This window comes from Streptomyces sp. NPDC002133 (genome assembly GCF_040296405.1).
Taxonomy (GTDB): domain Bacteria; phylum Actinomycetota; class Actinomycetes; order Streptomycetales; family Streptomycetaceae; genus Streptomyces.
The window spans coordinates 117,891-135,420 of sequence record NZ_JBEOXF010000007.1; the positions used below are offsets into that span (position 1 = coordinate 117,891).

Below are 17,530 nucleotides of genomic sequence, written 5' to 3' on the forward strand. Positions count from 1 at the left end.
TCCTCAGAAGAAGCGGGGATCGGCGAAGGCACCGGTGGCCAGCAGGTACACGTAGAAGTCGGCGAGCGCGACGCTGATCAGCGACGCCCAGGCGAGCAGCATGTGACGCTCGTTGAGTCTGCTGACCCAGCCCCACAGCCGGTAGCGCACCGGGTGCTTGGAGAAGTGCTTCAGCCGGCCGCCCATGATGTGCCGGCAGGAGTGACACGACAGGGTGTACGCCCAGATCAGCACGATGTTGACGAGGAAGACCAGGGTGCCGAGCCCCATGTGCCCCCATGCGTAGTTCTCGTCGCGGAAGGCGAGCACGGTGTCGTAGGTGAGGATGCCCGCGACCGGCAGTGCCGCGTAGAAGAAGTAGCGGTGGATGTTCTGCAGGATCAGCGGGAAGCGGGTCTCGCCCGTGTACGCGCTGTGCGGCTCGGCGACCGCGCAGGCCGGGGGCGACGCCCAGAACCCCCGGTAGTAGGCCTTGCGGTAGTAGTAGCAGGTCAGCCGGAAGCCGAGCGGGAAGATCAGGATCAGCAGCGCGGGGGAGAGCCCCCACCAGCTTCCGAAGATCTCCCAGTTGGGGCCGCCCTTCATCGGCACGCAGTTCTCGGCGAGACAGGGCGAGTAGAAGGGCGAGACGTACGGCGCGGCGTAGTAGTCGCTGTTCGCGAAGGCCCGCCAGGTCGAGTAGACGATGAAGGCGAGCAGTCCGGCGGCGGTCGCGGCGGGCGCCAGCCACCAGCGGTCCGTCCTGAGGTGGCGGGGGGCGATGGCGGCGCGCGAGGCGCCGCGCACGCCTGTGTCGGTGTGGGGTTCGGTGCCTGTGGCCAACGAGGTCTCCTAGGGCGCGTGCCGGTCGCGCGCACCCAGGCCCTCGTCGTCCGAATCCGTCCACAGCGAGCTGTCGTACGGAGTGTCGGGAATGGTGACCAGGTCTTCGGGGCGGCCGGCCGGCCGGGCACGGGTGGCGTCCTCCCGCGTTTGCGTGAGGTTCCGCTCCAGCCGCTCGACCGTACGGGCCAGGTCGTCGAGGCGTCGCTTGACGTCCGTCAACTCGTCCTGCATGGACATGTGTTGCCCTCACTTCCGCGGTCGCGGGTGGCATGCGGGGGTCTGGGGGTGCTCCCCAGAGGGCTCTTGTGTGCGCCTGCGAGTGTTGCGCGTCACATCCCTTGTTGTGAAGGCGTGTGCACCGATTCCCGCGCGCGCCACCCGTAAGGGGGCATCCCCGATGGGCCGCATGGGTGGGGTTTACGGGCCGCTCCGCCGTGTCGGCGTCACGCCCTGACCGCCGTGGCCTTCAGTGAAGGCGCAATAGGTGTGATCATCTCCAAATTCCCGAACCAGGACGAAGAGGTACAGGCCATGCCCTACGTCGTCGCCTCACGCCGGAGGACCCTGCGTTCCGTATCCCTCCTCACCAGCGGTGTGCTCGCGCTCCCCGTGCTGGCCGGCTGCAGCACGGCGAAGCCCGGGACCGAGGCCAAGCCGGTCCCCGCGGACATCGGCCCCGCCGCCCGCGACCTGGTCGAGGACGGCGGCACCCTGCGCTGGGCCGTCGACGCCGTGCCCGTGACGCTCAACACCTTCCAGGCCGACGCCGACGGCGCCACGTCGCGGATCGCCGGCGCCGCGCTCCCCTCCCTCTTCACCTTCGACGAGCGCGGTCGCCCCCAGCGCAACCCCGACTATCTGGAATCGGCCGAGGTCGTCGAGCGCGAGCCCAAGCAGGTCGTCCTCTACAAGCTCAACCAGGAGGCGGTCTGGAGCGACGGCCGCGAGATCGGGGCACCCGACTTCCTCGCCCAGTGGCGGGCGCTCAGCGGCAAGGACACGGCCTACTGGACCGCGCGCAACGCGGGCTACGACCGCATCGAGAAGATCGAGCGCGGCGCGAGCGATCTGGAGGTGCGTGTCACCTTCGCCAGGCCGTACACCGACTGGCGGTCGCTCTTCACCCCGCTCTACCCGAAGGAGGTGATGGGCACCCCGTCCGCCTTCAACGAGGGCGCCCGGACCCGGCTCGTCTCCACCGCAGGGCCGTTCAAATTCGAGGATCTCGACCGCAAGGCCGGCACCGCGACCCTCGTCCGCAACCCGCGCTGGTGGGGGGAGCCCGCCAAGCTCGACTCGCTCGTCATGCGCGCCGTGCCCCGCGACCAGCGCGCCGCCGCGCTCGCCACGGGCAACGTCGACCTGGCCGAAATCGATCGGAGCGTCGCGGACCGTATCGCGGTGGCCTCGCGGGAGAAGCAGCCCGCGGGGCAGGGTTCCGGCGCCGACGGCGCCCGGCCCGCGGCGTACAAGCCGAGGTCGCACGCGTTCGGCTCCGACGAGGACCAGGCGGAGCGAGTCCTGCCGGCCCGGAAACACAACAGGGCCATGCTCGCCGAGTACGCGAACCAGCAGATCGCGCTGCGGGCCTTCGTCGTCCGCAAGACGCTCGAGCCCGCGTACACCCAGCTCGCGCTCAACGGCGAGGCCGGGCCGCTCGCGGACGACCGGGTACGCCGTGCCGTGGCCCGCGCGCTCGACCGCAAGGAGCTCGCCGAGGCCGTACTGAAGCCGCTGGGGCTGCCCGCGCATCCGGTCGGCAGTCATCTCGCGCTCGCCGGGCAGCCGGCGTACGCCGACAACAGCGGGGCGCTCGGCGACCAGGACACCCAGGAGGCGCAGGCGCTGCTCTCCGACGCGGGCTGGACGCCGGAGGGGGCGCGCGAGCAGACGTCGGAGGACGGGACCAAGGCGGGCGCCGAGGCGAGCGCCGAGTCGAGCACGGGCGCGAGCCCGGCGGTCGAGAGCCCTGCCGGCGGTCCTGCTGTCAAGCCCCCGGCGAGCAGCCCGGCGAGTGGCCCGGCCGCCAAGCCCCCGGCGAGCGGCCCCGCTGTCAAGCCCCCGGTGGCCCAGAGCCCGGCGAGCGGCCCTGCTGTCAAGCCCCCGGCGAGCGGCCCGGCCACCGAGCCACCCGCGACCAGCCCCGCGCCCAAGCCCCCGGCCGCCGCGGGCGCCGGGAACCGCGCCGCGGACACCTCATCGGACGAGGGCCTCTACGTCGTCGGCGACGGCAAGCCGGGCGACGCCGTCCCCGGCCGCGAGGCCGGCTGGAACGTCCTGGCCCCCGCCAGGACCGCCGCCCTCCAGAGAGCCGCCCTGCGCCGGCAGGCCGATTCCCTCCACCGTGACCGTGACGACTCCGAGAACCGCGACGCCCCCGCACGGCACCGCGGCAACCGCTCCCTGGGCCCCCGCGACGACTCCGCCTCCGGGGACGGGAAGCAGGGCGGCGTCGCCGGCGCCTACGCCCCGGTCGGGACCCGTGCCCCCGCGCCCGCCCCCGCCGACGAGTCGAGGAGCGCGGCCCGCGGCCCGCTCGGCAAGGACGGCAAGGCGCTCACCCTGCGCTTCGTCCTCCCCTCAGGACCCGGTTCCGAGCCCCTGCGCACGGTCGGCAACAAGATCGCCCGCATGCTGGACCGGGTCGGCATCCGTACGGAGATCGCCAAGGTCGCCGACGAGAACTTCTTCAAGGACCACATCGCCTCCGGCAACTACGACCTCGCCCTCTACTCCTGGCCGGCCACCGCCTACCCCGCGACCGACGCCCGCCCGATCTTCGCCAAGCCGGAGCCCGCGACCGACGGCTCGCTGCTGGTGGAGCAGAACTACACCCGGGTCGGCACAGACCACATCGACCAGCTCTTCGACCAGGCCGCCGCCGAGCTGGACGAGAAGCAGTCCCTGGAGCTCGTGAAGCAGGCCGACGCCCGGATCTGGGCCGCGGCCGGGTCCATCCCCCTCTACCAGCGCCCGCAGCTGGTGGCCGTGAAGCGGGATCTGGTGAACGCGGGCGCCTTCGGCTTCGCCTCACCGCGCTATCAGGACATCGGCTTCACGAAGTCGAAAACCACGACGAACGACAAGAAATAGCCGGTCAGCCCCTGGGGCGCGGTCCGGAGGAGCCCGGCCGCCCTTGCCCGGACGCCCGAGAACCTCAGAACCAGCTCAAGTCCCTTGCCCGCCGGAGCCCCCGGCGGGCAAGGTCGTTCTTGCGTATCAGCCCATGACCCGGGCCTCTTTCCGCACCCTCTTGCCTCACTTCTCGCCCCCACCGCTTGCCCCCATGCAACCCCCACGATCGACCTCAGCCCGCTCTCGGATCGGGCCGGGAAGCCCCTTTCGCGGCAGCCCCGTACCATGGACACAGCCGTGGCGCGTCCGCCCGGCGGGCGTACGAGCAAACAGACGCCGCATCCCACGATCCGAGAGAAGCGCAAGCCACCCATGCCCACGCGCCACGACATCCGTAACGTCGCCATCGTCGCCCACGTCGACCACGGCAAGACGACCATCGTCGACGCCATGCTGAAGCAGGCCGGTGCCTTCGCCGCACACCAGCTCGACTCCGTCGACGACAGGATGATGGACTCGAACGACCTGGAGCGTGAGAAGGGCATCACGATCCTCGCCAAGAACACGGCGGTGAAGTACCACCCCAAGAACGGCGAGGCCCCGATCACCATCAACATCATCGACACCCCCGGCCACGCCGACTTCGGCGGTGAGGTCGAGCGCGGTCTGTCGATGGTCGACGGTGTCGTGCTGCTGGTGGACGCCTCCGAGGGCCCGCTGCCGCAGACCCGCTTCGTGCTCCGCAAGGCGCTCCAGCGGCGGATGCCCGTCATCCTCTGCATCAACAAGACGGACCGCCCGGACTCCCGGATCGACGAGGTCGTCAACGAGACCTACGACCTCTTCCTCGACCTGGACGCCGACGAGGACCAGATCGAGTTCCCGATCGTCTACGCCTGCGGTCGTGACGGCATCGCCTCGCTGACCAAGCCGGAGGACGGCACCGTCCCGGCCGACAGCGACAGCCTGGAGCCGTTCTTCTCCACCATCCTGGAGCACATCCCGGCCCCGACGTACGAGGAGGAGGCCCCGCTCCAGGCCCACGTCACCAACCTCGACGCCGACAACTTCCTCGGCCGTATCGCGCTGCTCCGCGTCGAGCAGGGAGAGCTGCGCAAGGGCCAGACCGTCGCCTGGATCAAGCGCGACGGCTCGATCGCCAACGTCCGCATCACCGAGCTGATGATGACCGAGGCGCTCACCCGCAAGCCCGCCGAGGTTGCGGGCCCGGGTGACATCTGCGCCGTGGCCGGTATCCCGGACATCATGATCGGTGAGACGCTGGCCGACCCGGAGAACCCGGTCGCGCTGCCGCTGATCACGGTCGACGAGCCCGCGATCTCCATGACCATCGGTACGAACACCTCGCCGCTGGTCGGCCGCGGCGGCACCGGCAAGGGCGCCGACAACAAGGCCGCCGTCAAGGACCGCAAGGTCACCGCCCGCCAGGTGAAGGACCGCCTCGAGCGCGAGCTGATCGGTAACGTCTCGCTTCGCGTCCTGGAGACCGACCGTCCGGACGCCTGGGAGGTCCAGGGCCGCGGTGAGCTGGCGCTCGCGATCCTCGTCGAGACCATGCGCCGGGAGGGCTTCGAGCTGACCATCGGCAAGCCGCAGGTCGTCACCAAGGAGGTCGACGGGAAGCTGCACGAGCCCGTCGAGCGCATGACCATCGACGTGCCCGAGGAGCACATGGGCGCGGTCACGCAGCTCATGGGCGTCCGCAAGGGCCGCATGGACAACATGTCCAACCACGGCTCCGGCTGGGTCCGCATGGAGTTCGTCGTGCCGTCCCGCGGTCTGATCGGCTTCCGCACGGAGTTCCTGACCCAGACCCGCGGTACGGGTATCGGCCACTCCATCCACGAGGGCCACGAGCCGTGGTTCGGCACCCTGACGACCCGTAACAACGGCTCGCTCGTCGCCGACCGGTCCGGCGCCGTCACCGCCTTCGCGATGACGAACCTCCAGGAGCGCGGCGTCCTCTTCGTCGAGCCGGGCACCGAGGTCTACGAGGGCATGATCGTCGGCGAGAACTCCCGCTCCGACGACATGGACGTGAACATCACCAAGGAGAAGAAGCTCACCAACATGCGCTCCTCCACGGCCGATGTCGCGGAGTCCATCGTTCCGCCGCGCAAGCTCTCCCTGGAGCAGTCCCTGGAGTTCTGCCGCGACGACGAGTGCGTCGAGGTGACCCCGGAGGCCGTCCGCATCCGCAAGGTCAACCTGGACGCCCGCGAGCGCGCCCGCGCCGCCTCGCGCGCCAAGCACGGCTGAGCCCGTCACGGCCGAGGCGGCCCGCACGGGCGGCCGGCGCCGTAGGATCGGCTGATCCGGGTCAATTCCGGGTCAACTCTTCGACAGAGGCCCGGCTCCTCGCAGACACTGCGGGGGGCCGGGCCTTTCGTCAACCTCATTTCGGCCCTCGGTCCTGACTCATACGTCCGTATATCGGAGTCCACTCTCCGGAACTTGTGTCAAGGGTCCGTTTCGCGGGTGTCTGTCTGTGCTCGCTTTGTCCGGATTTCGGGCAGGGCGGCCGCGCCGATGTTGTCAAAACGAGACCCTTTAAGTGTGGTTTACAGCCCTCCTCTCCTTAATAGTTGGCTCCATTGAGCTCGGGTCAATGGGTCACGCGCTGTGGGGAGCGCCGACTCACGAGCACACTCGTGGTACTTGACGAGCACGCTGTCAGGGGTGTCAGCGCGCGTAGAACAGTGCCCTTCTTGTAGTGACAAGTGGACTCATGAGGAGGAAACCCATGCGCGGTGCCAAGAGCGCCAAGTGGGTCGCCGGTGCGATCGTCGTCGCCCTGGCGGCCACTGCCTGTGGCAGTGGTGGTGGTGACGAGGGCAAGAAGAACCCGTCGGGCAAGCCCGAGGGCTATGTCTCCATCGACGTCGGCGAGCCGCAGAAGCCGCTCATCCCGGCCGACACCAACGAGACCAACGGCTCCTACGTCATCCAGTCGCTCTTCACCCAGCTGCTGGACTTCGACGCCAAGGGCGAGATCGTCTACACGAACGCCGAGTCGGTCTCCACCACGGACTCGAAGACCTGGACCGTCAAGCTCAAGTCGGGCTGGAAGTTCCACAACGGCGAGGCCGTCACCGCGCAGTCGTACGTCGACGCGTGGAACTGGTACGCCAACATCAAGAACAACCAGCAGAACAGCTTCTGGTTCGGCGACATCGCCGGCTACGCCGACGTCCACCCCGAGAAGGGTGAGCCGAAGGCCGACAAGATGTCCGGTCTGAAGGTCGTGGACGACACCACCTTCACGATCACGCTGACCGACAAGGTCCCGTACTTCAACTACAAGCTGGGCTACGCCACCTTCGCCCCGCTCCCGAAGGTCTTCTACGACGACCCGAAGGCGTTCGGCCAGAAGCCGGTCGGCAACGGTCCGTACAAGTTCGAGAAGTGGACCCACAAGAAGCTGATCCAGGTCGCGGCCAACCCTGACTACCAGGGCCCGAACAAGGCGGCGAACAAGGGCATCCAGTTCAAGAGCTACACGACCCTCGAGGCCGCGTACCAGGACGTCGTCTCCGGCAACCTGGACATCATCCGCCAGGTCGGCCCGACGGACCTGCCGAAGTACAAGCAGGACCTGGGCGAAGGCGCCATCGAGCAGCCGTACGCGGCCATCCAGACGCTGGTCCCGGCCTTCTACACCAAGACGTTCAAGGACATCGACCCGAAGGTCCTCCAGGGTCTGTCCATGGCGATCGACCGTGACACGATCACCAAGACCGTCCTGAACAACACCCGTACCCCCGCGACGAGCTTCACGCCGCCGCAGGTCAAGGGCAACCAGGACCTGGGCACGGACGTCTTCACGTACAACCCGACGAAGGCGAAGCAGCTCATCACCGAGGGCGGCGGCGTCCCCGAGAACAAGCTGTCCATCCAGTACAACAGCGACGGCGGCCACAAGGAGTGGATCACCGCGGTCTGCGAGTCCATCCGCAAGGCCACCGGCGTCGACTGCGTCGGCGACCCGAAGCCGGACTTCGCGACCGACCTCGAGGCCCGCGACAACAACCAGGTCAAGGGGATGTACCGCGGCGGCTGGGTCGCCGACTACCCGGTCAACGTCAACTTCCTCAAGGAGCTGTACCACACCAGCGCCGAGTCCAACAACGGTCGCTTCTCCGACAAGGAGATCGACGCGCTGATGGCCACCGCTGACAAGGCGAACTCCCTGGACGAGACCGTCAAGGCCTACCAGGAGGTCGAGAAGAAGCTCCTCGACAAGATGCCGGCGATCCCGCTCTGGTACTACCGCATCAACGGTGGTCACGGTAAGGGCGTCGACAACGTCGCGGTCGACTTCCACGGCGACCTCGAGCTGACCGGCGTCACCGTCAAGTAACACCCAGCCTGCGGGCCTCATCCCCACTCGGCCGTCACCCGCCGCCGTCGGAGATCCGGCGGCGGCGGAGGTCAGGGGGTCGCCTGTCACGGGCGGCCCCCTGACCGCAGTTAACCCCTCACGGAGGCACCCATGGGGCGCTACGTCGCACGACGACTGCTCCAGATGATCCCGGTGTTCATCGGGTCAACCTTTTTGATCTTCGCCATGATGTACGCGCTGCCCGGTGACCCCGTCAGAGCGCTCATGGGAGACCAGGCCTACGACCCAGCGGTCGTGGCGTCCATCCGCGCTGATCTCGGTCTCGACCAGCCACTCTGGCAGCAGTACTTCACCTATCTGGGCAACCTGGTGCAGGGTGACTTCGGTACCGAGATCGCCAGTAAGCGCGAAATCGCCGACATCATCGCCCAGGCGTTCCCGATCACTCTTCGGCTGACGCTCTTCGCGTTCACCTTCACGGTGCTCGTGGGCATCGGCCTCGGCGTGATCGCGGGCCTGCGCCCCGACTCCGTGCGGGACCGGGGGCTCCTCGCCCTCACCCTGGTACTGATCTCGATGCCCTCCTTCGTGCTGGGCTACCTGATGCAGTACATCTTCGCGTTCCAGCTCGGCGTCACCACGGCGACGGTGCAGGACTCCGAGAACATCGCGGACCTGCTCCTGCCGGCCATCGTCCTCGGCTCGCTCTCGCTCGCCTACGTGGCCCGGTTGACCCGTACGTCCATGGCCGAGAACCTGCGCGCGGACTACATGCGCACGGCGGTGGCCAAGGGCCTGCCGCGCCGCCGGATCGTCGGCGTCCACCTGATGCGCAACTCCCTCGTCCCGGTGGTCACCTTCCTCGGTACCGACATCGGCAACCTGATGACCGGCGCCATCGTCACCGAGGGCATCTTCAACGTGCAGGGAGTCGGAAAGACCATCTTCGACGCGCTCACGCGCCGCGAGGGTGCGACGGTCGTGGGCATCGCCTCGCTGATCGTCCTCGTCTACCTGCTCACCAGCCTGCTTGTCGACCTGCTCTACGCGGTCCTGGACCCGAGGATCCGGTATGCCTGAGAAGACCGCCGAGACCCCGGCGACCACGGACACGATCACTGTCGCGGCCGCCACCGGCGTGCCCGCCACCGAGGCGGGTCCCGCTCCGGGCAAGCCGCGCAGCCTCTGGTCCGACGCGTGGCACGACCTGCGCACCAACCCGCTGTTCCTCGTGTCGGCGGTGCTCATCCTGCTGCTGCTGACCGTCTCCGCCTGGCCGAGCCTGTTCACCAGCGCATCGCCGCGCGACGCGGACCTGGTCAACCACTACCTGTCGCCGCCGAACTGGAGCCACTTCTTCTCTCCCGACTGGTTCGGCTACGACGGCCAGGGCCGGTCGATCTACGCGCGTGTGATCTACGGCGCCCGCGCCTCGATCCTCGTCGGTGTCGGCGTCACCGCCCTGGTGACCGTTCTCGGCACGCTGATCGGCATGATGGCCGGCTACTTCGGTGGCTGGATCGACACCATGCTGTCGCGGCTCACCGACATCTTCTTCGGTATCCCGTTCCTGCTCGGCACCCTGGTGATCCTCACCAGCTTCGAGAAGCGTGAGGTCTGGGTCGTCATCCTGGCCCTGGCGTTCCTCGGCTGGACCCAGATCGCCCGTGTCGCCCGCGGCTCGGTGATCACCATCAAGCACGCCGACTACGTCGTCGCGGCCAAGGCGCTCGGCTCCTCGACCTGGCGCATCATGATGCGGCACATCCTGCCCAACGCGGTCGCCCCGATCATCGTCGTCGCGACGATCGCCCTCGGCGGCTACATCGCGGCCGAGGCGACGCTGTCCTTCCTGGGTGTCGGCCTCGCCGAGCCGACGGTCTCCTGGGGCGTCGACGTGTCCAGTGGACGTGAGCAGCTCCGCAACGCGCCCCATGTGCTGATCGTTCCATCGGTGATGGTGTCGATCACGGTGCTCTCGTTCCTGATGTTCGGCGATGCGGTACGCAACGCCCTCGACCCCAAGCTGCGCTGAGGGAGGCGTACATGACCATCATCGACAAAACAGCGGATGTACCCGCTCCGCGCGGGAGCGACGAAAACGAAGGCCCGCTGCTCGAGGTCCGCGACCTGCACGTGGAGTTCCACACCCGTGACGGCGTCGCCAAGGCCGTCAACGGCGTGAACTACTCGGTGAGTGCCGGCGAGACCCTCGCCGTGCTCGGTGAGTCAGGCTCCGGCAAGTCCGTGACCGCCCAGGCGATCATGGGCATCCTGGACATGCCCCCGGGGCGCATCCCCAAGGGCGAGATCCTCTTCCGCGGCGAGGACATGCTCAAGATGTCCTCCGAGGAGCGCCGTATGCTCCGTGGCCGCAAGATGGCGATGATCTTCCAGGACGCGCTGTCGTCGCTGAACCCGGTGCTCTCCGTGGGCTACCAGCTCGGCGAGATGTTCCGGGTGCACCACGGCCTGTCCAAGAAGGAATCCAAGGCCAAGTCCATCGAGCTGATGGACCGGGTCAAGATCCCGGCCGCCGCGGCGCGGGTCAACGACTACCCGCACCAGTTCTCCGGCGGTATGCGTCAGCGCATCATGATCGCCATGGCGCTGGCGCTGGAGCCGGACCTGATCATCGCGGACGAGCCGACCACCGCGCTCGACGTGACCGTCCAGGCACAGGTCATGGACCTGCTCGCGGAGCTGCAGCGCGAGTACAACATGGGTCTGATCCTGATCACCCACGACCTCGGTGTCGTCGCCGACGTCGCGGACAAGATCGCCGTGATGTACGCGGGCCGGATCGTCGAGACCGCGCCCGTGCACGAGCTCTACAAGCGCCCGGCCCACCCGTACACCCGGGGTCTGCTCGACTCGATCCCGCGCCTGGACCAGAAGGGCCAGGAGCTGTACGCGATCAAGGGTCTGCCGCCCAACCTGACGCGTATCCCGACCGGTTGTGCGTTCAACCCGCGCTGCCCGAAGGCCGACGACATCTGCCGTACGGAGATCCCGGCTCTGCACCCGGTGACCGAGCAGGACGGCACCGAGCTGCCCGGCCGCGGAAGCGCGTGCCACTTCTGGAAGGAGACGATCCATGGCTGAGCTCAGCAAGAACGATGAGGCCGTGGACGCGACCCCGAACGTCACCGAGGTCGAGACGGTCGACGCGGCCACCGAGGCGGAGGCCGTGGCCGCACTCGATGCGCCGGTGGACCGCGGTGAGCCGATCCTCCAGGTGCGCAATCTGGTCAAGCACTTCCCGCTGACCCAGGGCATCCTCTTCAAGAAGAAGGTCGGCGCGGTCAAGGCCGTGGACGGGATCTCGTTCGACCTCTACCAGGGCGAGACCCTCGGCATCGTGGGCGAGTCCGGCTGTGGCAAGTCCACGGTCGCCAAGCTGCTGATGTCGCTGGAGACGGCGACGGCCGGCGAGGTCTTCTACAAGGGCCAGGACATCACCCGGCTGTCCGGGCGGGCGCTGAAGGCGGTCCGCCGGAACATCCAGATGGTGTTCCAGGACCCGTACACCTCGCTCAACCCGCGTATGACGGTCGGCGACATCATCGGCGAGCCCTTCGACATCCACCCCGAGGTGGCTCCGAAGGGCGACCGGCGCCGCAAGGTGCAGGAGCTGCTGGACGTCGTCGGTCTGAACCCGGAGTACATCAACCGGTACCCGCACCAGTTCTCCGGCGGCCAGCGCCAGCGCATCGGCATCGCCCGTGGTCTTGCGCTCAACCCGGAGATCATCATCTGCGACGAGCCGGTCTCGGCGCTCGACGTCTCCGTGCAGGCACAGGTCATCAACCTGATGGAGAAGCTGCAGGACGAGTTCAACCTGTCCTATCTCTTCATCGCCCACGACCTGTCGATCGTCCGGCACATCTCCGACCGGGTCGGCGTGATGTACCTCGGCAAGATGGCCGAGATCGGTACGGACACGCAGATCTACGACCACCCGACGCACCCCTACACCCAGGCGCTGCTGTCGGCGGTCCCCGTGCCCGACCCGGCGGCCCGTGAGGGTCGCGATCGGATCATCCTCACCGGTGACGTCCCGTCGCCGGCGAACCCGCCGTCCGGCTGCCGCTTCCGCACCCGTTGCTGGAAGGCCGAGGAGAGGTGCGCCACCGAGGTTCCGCTGCTGGCGGTCCCGGAGCACTTCGTCGGTCGGGACACCCCGGCCGCGCACGAGTCGGCGTGCCACTTCGCCGAGGAGAAGGACGTCGTCCACGCGGTGTGATCCGCGCCCGCGCCCGTACGCCGTGAAGGCGCCCGGAACCCCTGGGGTTCCGGGCGCCTTCGCCGTTCCCGGGAGTCTCGGACGCGTCGCGGGTGCCCTTGTCGATAAGGCGTTGCCCGGCGCCCGGAGGCCGCGTCAGGGTGCACTCATGAACTCGACACCCGCGCTGCGTCGCGCCACCCCCGCCGACGCCCACGCCGTGCACCGGCTCCTGAACGCCATCGACACGATCGAGATCGGACACCCGGAGACCGACCTCCACACCGTCGAGGCGGACCTCGCGGGAACCGAGGCCTGGCTCGTCGAGGAGGGCGACGAGCCCGTCGCCCTCGGCATGGTCTGGCAGGAGACCGGGGAGCCCGTGGAACCCGACGCTCCCGGGAGGGAGCGGATCGAGGCCGATCTGTACGCGCTGCCGGGAAGGGCCGCGGCGACCGCCGCGCTCCTCGCGACGATGGAGGCCAGGGCCGCCGAGCTCGCGGCGGCGGCCGGGGCGACCCATGCGGTGGTCCACCTGGGCCTGTCGACGGCCACCAGCGTGGACACCGGGCAGGTGCGGTCCCGCGGCTGGTGGCCCGTACGCCGCTACAACGTGCTGACGCGCGAGGTCGACGGGGCGGACGTCGCGCAGGAGCTGCCCGCCGGGCCGGTGCTCCGTGAGTGCCGTACGGAGGAGGACCGGCGCATCGCCCATGCCGTGCTGGAGGAGGCGTTCGCCGAGCACTACGACCATCGCGCACGTGCGTACGAGGCGTGGCTGGCGCGGATGGAGGAGAGCAGGCCGATCGACTGGTCCCTCTGCTGGATCGCCCGCGAGGAGGGCGCGGGCGACGTGGCGGTGCTGCTGGCCCGCGACGACCGCGCCGCCATGGGCTGGGTGCGCTCCCTGGGGGTGCTCCCCGCGGCCCGCGGGCGCGGCCTCGGCGCACTGCTGCTGCGGCAGGCGTTCGCCGTATTCGCCCGCAGGGGCAGGACGACCGTGGGCCTCGCGGTCGACACCGGAAACGCGACGGGTGCGCTTCGGCTGTACGAGCGGAGCGGGATGTCGCTCCACTATGCGGCGGACACCTGGGAGCTGACGCTGCCTCTGAAGCGGTGAACGGTGAACGGTGAGCGGTGGCCGGTCACCGGTACCGGTGGGTGGGGCCGGGTGTCCGTGCTCGAGCGCCGGACGGGCCTGAGGGAGGCCGCCCGTGCCCCACGGTCCGGGGCCCGGCAGGGCGTAGGAGGAGTTCGAGGCGCAGGGGTGCGGGGGCGCGGCCCTCGGCACGGGCCGGGGCTTGCCCCGGGACGGGGTGGGGAGAAGGCTCGCCGCAGGCGCACACACCGGCGTTGCTGACGTGCAGTCTGTTCGCGTATGGGGTGATATGGGGATCTACGTATCGCCCTCGACCCGAGGAGGCACCCCATGCGCCGAGCCACGCACGCCAAGTCGACCGCATGCGCCGTCGCCACCGTGCTCGCCGCGACGGCCTGCGGCGGCGGGGGCACCGGGGGCGGTGGCGGTGCCGACGGGATCGTGAGCTCCTCCTGGGGGGACCCGCAGAACCCGCTGGAGCCGTCGAACACGAACGAGGTCCAGGGCGGCAAGGTCCTCGACATGATCTTCCGGGGCCTCAAGCGCTACGACCCGAAGACCGGCGAGGCACAGGACATGCTCGCCGAGAAGATCGAGACCAGCGACTCCACCAGCTTCACCGTCACCGTCAAGGACGGCTGGACCTTCTCCAACGGCGAGCCGGTCACCGCCAAGTCCTTCGTCGACGCCTGGAACTACGGCGCCCACCTCAAGAACAACCAGCGCAACGCCTACTTCTTCGGCTACATCGAGGGCTACGACCAGGTCCACCCCGAATCCGGCGAGCCCACCGCCGCGACGATGTCGGGCCTCAAGGTCACAGGTCCCCGGACCTTCACGGTCAAGCTGTCCCAGAAGTTCTCCACCTGGCCCGAGACCCTCGGCTACGCCGCCTTCGCCCCGCTCCCGAAGGCCTTCTTCACCGATCACAGCGGCTGGCTCGCGAAGCCCGTCGGCAACGGTCCGTACGCCGTCGACTCGTACGCGAGGGGCTCCCAGATGTCCCTGCGCCGCTGGGACCAGTACCCCGGCGATGACAAGGCGCAGAACGGCGGCATCGACCTCAAGGTCTACACGGACAACAACACCGCCTACACCGATCTGACGGCCGGAAACCTCGACCTCGTCGACGACGTCCCCGCGTCCCAGCTCAAGAACGTCAAGTCCGACCTCGGCGACCGGTACATCAACACCCCGGCCGGCATCATCCAGACCCTCGCCTTCCCCTACTACGACCCGGCCTGGAACAAGCCCGGTCAGGAGAAGGTCCGCACGGGCCTGTCCATGGCGATCAACCGCGACCAGATCACCGACACGATCTTCCGGAGGACCCGCACCCCCGCCAAGGACTGGACGTCCCCCGTCCTCGGGGCGGACGGCGGCTTCGACGAGTCGCTCTGCGGCGACGCCTGCACGTACAACCCCGCCGAGGCGAAGAAGCTGATCACGGAGGGTGGCGGACTCCCCGGTGGCCAGGTGAAGATCACGTACAACGCGGACGCCGGCTCGCACAAGGAGTGGGTGGACGCCGTCTGCAACTCCATCAACAACGCGCTGGGCAACGACAAGGCCTGCGTGGGCAACCCCGTCGGCACCTTCGCCGACTTCCGCAACCAGATCACCCAGTCCAAGCTGACCGGCCCCTTCCGGGCCGGCTGGCAGATGGACTACCCGCTCATCCAGAACTTCCTCCAGCCGCTCTACTACACCAACGCCTCCTCCAACGACGGCAAGTGGAGCAACGAGGAGTTCGACCGGCTCGTCGACGAGGCCAACGCCGAGTCCGACACGGCGAAGGCGATCGACACGTTCAAGCAGGCCGAAGGGGTCGTACGGGACCAGATGGCGGCGATCCCGCTCTGGTACCAGAACGGCAGCGCCGGCTACTCGGACCGGATCAGCAACGTCGCGCTGAACCAGTTCAGCGTCCCCGTCTACAACGAGATCAAGGTCAGCTGACGGCCGCCCGGCCGCTGTTCGTCCGGACCCGCACCCCCAGGAGCCCCCATGGGACGTTATGTGATCCGGCGTCTGCTCCAGATGATCCCCGTCTTCATCGGCGCGACGCTGCTGATCTTCCTGATGGTGAACGTGATGGGTGACCCCATTGCGGGGCTCTGCGGCGACCGCGAGTGCGACCCGGCGACCGCGGCCCAGCTGCGCAAGGAGTTCGGCCTCGACAAGCCCGTGTGGCAGCAATACCTGACCTACATGGGCAACGTCTTCACCGGGGACTTCGGCACCGCGTTCAACGGACAGCCCGTCACCGAGCTGATGGCCACGGCCTTCCCGGTCACCATCCGGCTCACCCTCGTCGCGATCTTCTTCGAGATCGTCATCGGCATCGGCCTGGGCGTGCTCACCGGGTTGCGCCGCGGCCGCCCCGTCGACACCTCGGTCCTGCTGCTCACACTGGTGGTCATCTCCGTCCCCACCTTCGTCACCGGCCTGCTGCTCCAGTTGCTCCTCGGGGTGCAGTGGGGCTGGATCAGGCCCTCCGTCTCCTCCGAGGCGCCGCTCGGCGAACTGATCGTGCCGGGACTCGTCCTCGCCTCCGTGTCCCTCGCCTATGTGACCCGGCTGACGAGGACGTCCATCGCCGAGAACAAACGCGCCGACTACGTCCGCACGGCGATCGCCAAAGGATTGCCGCGCCACCGCGTCATCGGCCGCCATCTGCTGCGCAACTCGCTGATCCCCGTGGTCACCTTCATCGGCGCCGACATCGGCGCCTTGATGGGCGGTGCCATCGTCACCGAACGGATCTTCAACATCCATGGTGTCGGCTACCAGCTCTACCAGGGCATCCTCCGCCAGAACACCCAGACCGTCGTCGGCTTTGTGACCGTGCTGGTGCTGGTGTTCCTGGCGGTGAACCTGCTCGTCGACCTCCTGTACGCCGTACTCGACCCGAGGATCCGCTATGCCTGAGCCGCAGTACGAGGACGGGGGAGCCATCGCCCCGACCGGCGCCGGCGGCGCGATGGACCTCGCCACGAGCGAAGGCAGGACGCTGGAGCGGACCCCCGGCGGCCCGCCGGGCACAGGGCCGTCCGGGCTGCCTCCGTCAGCCGCCCAGGGCGGACGGGCACGCAGCCTCTGGTCCGACGCCTGGCGCGATCTGCGCCGCAACCCCGTCTTCCTCGTCTCGGGGCTGGTCATCGTCTTCCTGGTGATCATCTCGATCTGGCCGTCGCTGATCGCCTCCGGCAATCCGCTCAGCTGCGACCTCGCCAAGGCCCAGGAGGGCTCGCAGCCGGGCCACCCGTTCGGCTTCGACGGCCAGGGCTGCGACGTGTACACCCGAGTCGTCTACGGCGCCCGCACCTCGGTGACCGTGGGCGTCTGCGCGACCGTCGGGGTGGCGCTCCTCGGGGCCGCGCTCGGCGGGATCGCCGGATACTTCGGCGGAGTCCCGGACTCGCTGCTGTCCCGCCTCACCGATGTCTTCTTCGCCATCCCGGTCGTCCTCGGCGGCCTGGTGCTCCTGTCCGTCGTCACCAGCAACACCGTCTGGCCGGTGATCGGCTTCATGGTGCTGCTCGGCTGGCCGCAGATCTCCCGCATCGCGCGCGGCGCGGTCATCACGGCCAAGCAGAACGACTACGTCCAGGCCGCGCGGGCCCTCGGCGCGTCCCACTCCCGGCTGCTGCTGCGGCACATCGCGCCGAACGCGGTGGCGCCGGTCATCGTCGTGGCGACCATCGCGCTCGGCACGTACATCGCGCTGGAGGCGACCCTGTCGTACCTCGGCGTCGGGCTGCGGCCGCCCACCGTGTCGTGGGGCATCGAGATCTCCGCCGCGTCCCCGTACATCCGCAACGCCCCGCACATGCTGCTCTGGCCGGCCGGGGCGCTCGCCGTCACCGTGCTCGCGTTCATCATGCTCGGCGACGCGGTGCGCGACGCCCTCGACCCCAAGCTGCGCTGAGGAGGCGATGGC

Annotated in this window: 13 protein-coding genes; 11 read left to right on the forward strand and 2 right to left on the reverse strand. The window is 68.8% G+C overall.

Going from position 1 to position 17,530, the window contains the following annotated elements; translation table 11 throughout:
• Positions 1-3: 3 nt before the first annotated feature.
• A complete protein-coding gene (sdhC, locus tag ABT078_RS11190) occupies positions 4-822 on the reverse strand; it encodes a succinate dehydrogenase subunit SdhC (protein WP_351226229.1) in 819 nt (272 codons plus the stop codon).
• A 9-nt stretch (positions 823-831) separates the two neighbouring features.
• On the reverse strand, positions 832-1,062 hold the full coding sequence (locus ABT078_RS11195) for an Rv0250c family protein (RefSeq protein WP_351226231.1): 231 nt from the start codon (positions 1,060-1,062) through the stop codon (positions 832-834).
• Between the two features lie 294 nt (positions 1,063-1,356).
• On the opposite strand from ABT078_RS11195, the gene ABT078_RS11200 reads away from it, so the two are divergent.
• From ABT078_RS11200 to ABT078_RS11250, 11 genes are all read left to right on the forward strand, one after another.
• Positions 1,357-3,918 carry an ABC transporter substrate-binding protein gene (locus ABT078_RS11200; protein ID WP_351226424.1) on the forward strand — a complete coding sequence of 854 codons (2,562 nt, stop codon included), beginning with the start codon at positions 1,357-1,359 and terminating at the stop codon, positions 3,916-3,918.
• Between the two features lie 354 nt (positions 3,919-4,272).
• On the forward strand, positions 4,273-6,180 hold the full coding sequence (gene typA, locus ABT078_RS11205) for a translational GTPase TypA (RefSeq protein ID WP_351226233.1): 1,908 nt from the start codon (positions 4,273-4,275) through the stop codon (positions 6,178-6,180).
• 484 nt (positions 6,181-6,664) lie between these two features.
• Positions 6,665-8,281, forward strand: coding sequence for a peptide ABC transporter substrate-binding protein (locus ABT078_RS11210; RefSeq protein WP_351226235.1), 1,617 nt, complete (start codon positions 6,665-6,667; stop codon positions 8,279-8,281).
• 132 nt (positions 8,282-8,413) lie between these two features.
• Positions 8,414-9,343, forward strand: a complete 930-nt coding sequence (locus tag ABT078_RS11215) for an ABC transporter permease (RefSeq protein ID WP_351226237.1) — start codon at positions 8,414-8,416, stop codon at positions 9,341-9,343.
• The gene (locus ABT078_RS11220) at positions 9,336-10,298 is read left to right on the forward strand and encodes an ABC transporter permease (RefSeq protein ID WP_351226239.1); all 963 of its coding nucleotides are present in this window, start codon (positions 9,336-9,338) and stop codon (positions 10,296-10,298) included. The genes ABT078_RS11215 and ABT078_RS11220 overlap by 8 nt, the downstream gene beginning before the upstream one ends.
• An 11-nt stretch (positions 10,299-10,309) precedes the next feature.
• Positions 10,310-11,368 (forward strand): ABC transporter ATP-binding protein, encoded by a 1,059-nt coding sequence (locus ABT078_RS11225; protein WP_351226241.1) that lies wholly within the window; start codon positions 10,310-10,312, stop codon positions 11,366-11,368.
• Entirely contained in the window at positions 11,361-12,509 is a 1,149-nt protein-coding gene (locus tag ABT078_RS11230) for an ABC transporter ATP-binding protein (protein WP_351226243.1), read from the forward strand. The genes ABT078_RS11225 and ABT078_RS11230 overlap by 8 nt, the downstream gene beginning before the upstream one ends.
• A 148-nt stretch (positions 12,510-12,657) precedes the next feature.
• Positions 12,658-13,608: a GNAT family N-acetyltransferase gene (locus ABT078_RS11235; protein ID WP_351226245.1), complete on the forward strand. Its 951-nt coding sequence runs from the start codon at positions 12,658-12,660 to the stop codon at positions 13,606-13,608.
• Positions 13,609-13,917: 309 nt separating this feature from the next.
• Positions 13,918-15,546, forward strand: coding sequence for a peptide ABC transporter substrate-binding protein (locus tag ABT078_RS11240; RefSeq protein ID WP_351226247.1), 1,629 nt, complete (start codon positions 13,918-13,920; stop codon positions 15,544-15,546).
• A gap of 48 nt (positions 15,547-15,594) precedes the next feature.
• Complete coding sequence (locus tag ABT078_RS11245; RefSeq protein WP_351226248.1) at positions 15,595-16,518, forward strand: ABC transporter permease; 924 nt, start codon at positions 15,595-15,597, stop codon at positions 16,516-16,518.
• Positions 16,511-17,518 (forward strand): ABC transporter permease, encoded by a 1,008-nt coding sequence (locus tag ABT078_RS11250; RefSeq protein ID WP_351226250.1) that lies wholly within the window; start codon positions 16,511-16,513, stop codon positions 17,516-17,518. The genes ABT078_RS11245 and ABT078_RS11250 overlap by 8 nt, the downstream gene beginning before the upstream one ends.
• Positions 17,519-17,530: the final 12 nt, after the last annotated feature.

What these genes read in the sequence shown, in the direction of transcription:
- typA (WP_351226233.1), top strand. Translation starts at nt 4,273, where the DNA reads ATGCCCACGCGCCACGACATCCGTAACGTCGCCATCGTCGCCCACGTC.
- ABT078_RS11200 (WP_351226424.1), top strand. Translation starts at nt 1,357, where the DNA reads ATGCCCTACGTCGTCGCCTCACGCCGGAGGACCCTGCGTTCCGTATCC.
- ABT078_RS11250 (WP_351226250.1), top strand. Translation starts at nt 16,511, where the DNA reads ATGCCTGAGCCGCAGTACGAGGACGGGGGAGCCATCGCCCCGACCGGC.
- ABT078_RS11210 (WP_351226235.1), top strand. Translation starts at nt 6,665, where the DNA reads ATGCGCGGTGCCAAGAGCGCCAAGTGGGTCGCCGGTGCGATCGTCGTC.
- ABT078_RS11245 (WP_351226248.1), top strand. Translation starts at nt 15,595, where the DNA reads ATGGGACGTTATGTGATCCGGCGTCTGCTCCAGATGATCCCCGTCTTC.
- ABT078_RS11195 (WP_351226231.1), bottom strand. Translation starts at nt 1,062, where the DNA reads ATGTCCATGCAGGACGAGTTGACGGACGTCAAGCGACGCCTCGACGAC.
- ABT078_RS11220 (WP_351226239.1), top strand. Translation starts at nt 9,336, where the DNA reads ATGCCTGAGAAGACCGCCGAGACCCCGGCGACCACGGACACGATCACT.
- ABT078_RS11215 (WP_351226237.1), top strand. Translation starts at nt 8,414, where the DNA reads ATGGGGCGCTACGTCGCACGACGACTGCTCCAGATGATCCCGGTGTTC.
- ABT078_RS11230 (WP_351226243.1), top strand. Translation starts at nt 11,361, where the DNA reads ATGGCTGAGCTCAGCAAGAACGATGAGGCCGTGGACGCGACCCCGAAC.
- ABT078_RS11240 (WP_351226247.1), top strand. Translation starts at nt 13,918, where the DNA reads ATGCGCCGAGCCACGCACGCCAAGTCGACCGCATGCGCCGTCGCCACC.
- ABT078_RS11225 (WP_351226241.1), top strand. Translation starts at nt 10,310, where the DNA reads ATGACCATCATCGACAAAACAGCGGATGTACCCGCTCCGCGCGGGAGC.
- ABT078_RS11235 (WP_351226245.1), top strand. Translation starts at nt 12,658, where the DNA reads ATGAACTCGACACCCGCGCTGCGTCGCGCCACCCCCGCCGACGCCCAC.